Genomic DNA, 2928 nt, shown 5'->3' on the forward strand with positions numbered 1-2928 from the left:
CCATGAGAGAGATCCTTCCAACGAATCAACTCTCCGGACATCCCGGGGCGGTTCAACACGACTCGCAGATCCCAGCCGTTCAGCCACGTCTATCGAATCACCAGGCCAAGCCGAGCCGGTCCAACCGGTCACCACGAACTCGCCGGGGCCCGCCCGTCTGTTGCAGCAGACGATGCACACCCAGATGAGAACCGTGAACGACCACGCACCGCTCTGGCTAACGCGACCCGGCCGACCGGCCGGCCGGCCGGCACGAAAACACGCTCGAAGCCGGCCAACGCAGAGAAGGCACCCGACCACTTCGCGCATCAGCAATCCGGGCAGCTACAGACGGGGCATCCCGAACATCGGATCTGATGACTCATCCGGCATCACCAACACACGTCGCGGACAAGACACCACGCCGCAAGGTCCACCCATCACAAGCACACACCGACGACCGTCGACCACCAGCACACCCGAACTCCAGGAGTAACCCGAGCCAAACCTGCAGCAGCCACCAGGCCACTGCAGGTTCCTCCCAGGGTTGCTCCTATCGTTTCTCCTACAGTTCCTTCCATCCCCCGGGCCCTTAGCTCAGTTGGTAGAGCACCGGACTTTTAATCCGAGTGTCGTCGGTTCGAGCCCGACAGGGCCTACCGATCCCCCGCCGCGAGGGGCGCTCAGCCGAAGACCGGCGGGCGCTTCTCAAGAAACGCGGTGACGCCCTCGCGGCCGTCGGCGCTGCCGGCGCGCTCGCGGATGGCGAGGGCCTCGGCGCGCAGGCGCGACTCGGGGGCGTCCTCGACGGCGGCGCGCAGGAGGCGCTTGGTGACGGCGAAGGAGCCGGCGGCGCCGGCGGCCAGGGACGTCGCGATCTCGTCGACGGTGGCGGCCAGCTCGTCGGCGGGGACGACGCGGGCCACCAGGCCGGCGGCGTGGGCCTCCTCGGCGGAGAGGACGTCGTTGAGCAGCGCGAGGCGCAGGGTGCGGTGCAGGCCGAGGGTGTGGGTGAGCAGCGAGGTGCCGCCGTCCACCGAGAGGCCGATCTTGGTGTAGCCGAGGGTGAAGCGGGCGGTGTCGGCGGCGATGACGACGTCGGCGGCCGCCGCGAGCGGGAAGCCGGCGCCGGCGGCCATGCCCTGCACCACCGAGACGACGACGGCGTCGGCGCGGATCAGCTCGGAGACGACCCGGTGCAGGCTGTCGGCGAGGTCGTCGATGTAGGCGGCCATGTCGGGGGCGGTGCCGAAGGAGCCGAGGTCACCGCCGACGCTGAAGAAGCGCCCGGTGCTGGCCAGCACGATGACGCGGGCGCCGTCGGCCTCGGCGCGACGCACGGCGTCGAAGAGCGCGGCCACCGAGCCGGTGTGGACGGGGTTGCCACGGTCGGCGTCGTCGAGGGTGATGCGGGCGACGCCGTCGGCGAAGGCGTAGGACACGGGCGCGGGGGCGGCGTCGGGGGTGCTCACGGGCCTCACGATAGGCAGCCCCGGCGGATGACGGGACGACGTCCGGTGCGTGGCAGGCTGGCTCGGTGACGACCGTGGAGCAGCGCCAGGAGACCACCTCCCTGCTCTCCTCGCGCTACCTCGCCACGACCCTTGGCGCGGTGAGCCTGGTGTTCCTGGCGGCGTTCGAGTCGCTCGCGGTCACCACCGTGATGGCCACCGTCACCACCGACCTCGACGCCCGCTCGTGGTACTCCGTGGCGTTCTCGATCGCCCTGGCCTCCAGCGTCATCGGCTCGGTGGTGGGCGGCCTGGCCGCCGACCGGCGCGGCGCCGGGACGCCGCTGCTGCTCGCCGTCACCGTGTTCGGCGCCGGGCTGCTGCTCGCCGGGCTGGCGCCGTCGATCGGGGTCTTCATCGCCGCCCGCTTCCTGCAGGGCGTGGGCGGCGGCGCGCTGACGGTGACGCTGTATGTGCTGGTGGCCGAGGTGTTCGACCCCGTCGACCGACCGCGCGTCTTCGGCGCGTTCGCGGCGGCGTGGGTGCTGCCGGCGCTGATCGGTCCGCTGCTGGCCGGCGCGATCGCCGACACGGTCGGCTGGCGGTGGGTCTTCCTCGGCGTCATCGCGCTCGCCGGCGGCGCCACGGCGCTGCTGGTGCCGGCGCTGCGCACCCACGGGCGTCGCGCGGAGATCGGGGCCCGGGACGCCGACGGCGGACGTCGCCTGGCGCTGGCGGTCGTCGTCGCGCTCGCGGTGGTGAGCGTCGACCTCGGCGGGCAGGCGGAGTCGCTGCTCGGCGCCGCGCTGGCCGGCGTCGGGGTGGTGGTGACGCTCGCGGCCGTGCGTCCGCTGCTGCCGCCCGGCACGCTGCTGGCCCGGCGCGGACTGCCCGCCGTCATCGCGATGCGCGGGCTGCTGGCCGCGGGGTTCTTCCTCGCCGAGATCTACGTGCCCTACCTGCTGCAGGAGCGCTACGACGCGCAGCCGTGGCTGGCCGGGCTCGGGCTGACCGTCGGCACGATCGGCTGGGCGGTGGCCTCCCAGGTGCAGGGACGCCTGGGCGTGCGGCTGCCCGACGTCGTCGCGTTCCGGGTGGGCACCGCGCTGGTGCTCGCCGGCGTCGCCGGACAGCTCGCCATCGCCCTGACCCACGCTCCGGCGTGGGTGGTGCCGCTGCTGTGGATCCTCGGCGGCGCGGGCATGGGCCTGGCCTACCCGCGGGTCTCGACGGCCGTGCTCGGCGCGTCGGCCGGCGACGAGCGCGGCCGCAACAGCGGCGCCGCGGCGATGGCCGACACCGTGTCGTCGGCCGCCTGGATCGCGCTCGGCGGACTGGCGTTCACCGCCGTCGGCGGAGTCGGCTCGGACGCCTCGTTCCCCGCCGCCTTCGCGCTGGCGACGGTGAGCTGCCTGGGGGCCGTCGTCGTCGCGCGGCGGACGTCGCTGGGGCGCTGACGGCCGGACTTGGCACGCGAACCGTGCGCTTGGCACGGGAC

Annotated in this window: 2 protein-coding genes and 1 tRNA gene; 2 read left to right on the top strand and 1 reads right to left on the bottom strand. The window is 73.3% G+C overall.

The window, feature by feature from the left end; translation table 11 throughout:
• Positions 1 to 565 precede the first annotated feature (565 nt).
• Positions 566 to 638, top strand: a tRNA-Lys gene (locus ACZDWJ_RS10465).
• A gap of 24 nt (positions 639 to 662) precedes the next feature.
• Here ACZDWJ_RS10465 and ACZDWJ_RS10470 read toward each other — a convergent pair.
• Positions 663 to 1451, bottom strand: a complete 789-nt coding sequence (locus tag ACZDWJ_RS10470; protein ID WP_463520897.1) for an enoyl-CoA hydratase/isomerase family protein — start codon at positions 1449 to 1451, stop codon at positions 663 to 665.
• A 65-nt stretch (positions 1452 to 1516) separates the two neighbouring features.
• On the opposite strand from ACZDWJ_RS10470, the gene ACZDWJ_RS10475 reads away from it, so the two are divergent.
• Positions 1517 to 2887 carry an MFS transporter gene (locus ACZDWJ_RS10475; RefSeq protein WP_463520898.1) on the top strand — a complete coding sequence of 457 codons (1371 nt, stop codon included), beginning with the start codon at positions 1517 to 1519 and terminating at the stop codon, positions 2885 to 2887.
• Positions 2888 to 2928: the final 41 nt, after the last annotated feature.

The sequence above is a fragment of the Nocardioides sp. B129/18 genome, assembly GCF_055282735.1.